At 62.2% G+C, this 217-nt stretch carries 1 protein-coding gene; it reads left to right on the top strand.

All coding sequences use genetic code 11. The features are described from left to right. Positions 1 to 217: PAS domain-containing protein (locus SB822_RS61780; protein WP_410859763.1), on the top strand; the 217-nt coding region annotated here is incomplete at both ends.

Here is a 217-nt window from a genome sequence, read left to right as displayed (position 1 = left end):
AAGGACGACCTGCAGAACCTGATCGCTTCGACGGGGATCGCGACCATCTTCGTCGACCGGCAGATGCGCATCAAGCGGTTCACTGAACCTGCGGTCGGCATCTTCAAGCTGATCGCGACCGACGTCGGCCGCCCGCTGCTGGATCTCACCCATCGCCTGAATTATCCCGAACTGACCGCCGATGCGACAGCGGCGTTCGAGTCGCTCAAGACGACCG

Source organism: Paraburkholderia sp. SIMBA_054 (genome assembly GCF_046534875.1).
GTDB lineage: Bacteria > Pseudomonadota > Gammaproteobacteria > Burkholderiales > Burkholderiaceae > Paraburkholderia > Paraburkholderia hospita.
This window is presented reverse-complemented; position numbering and strand designations above follow the sequence as displayed.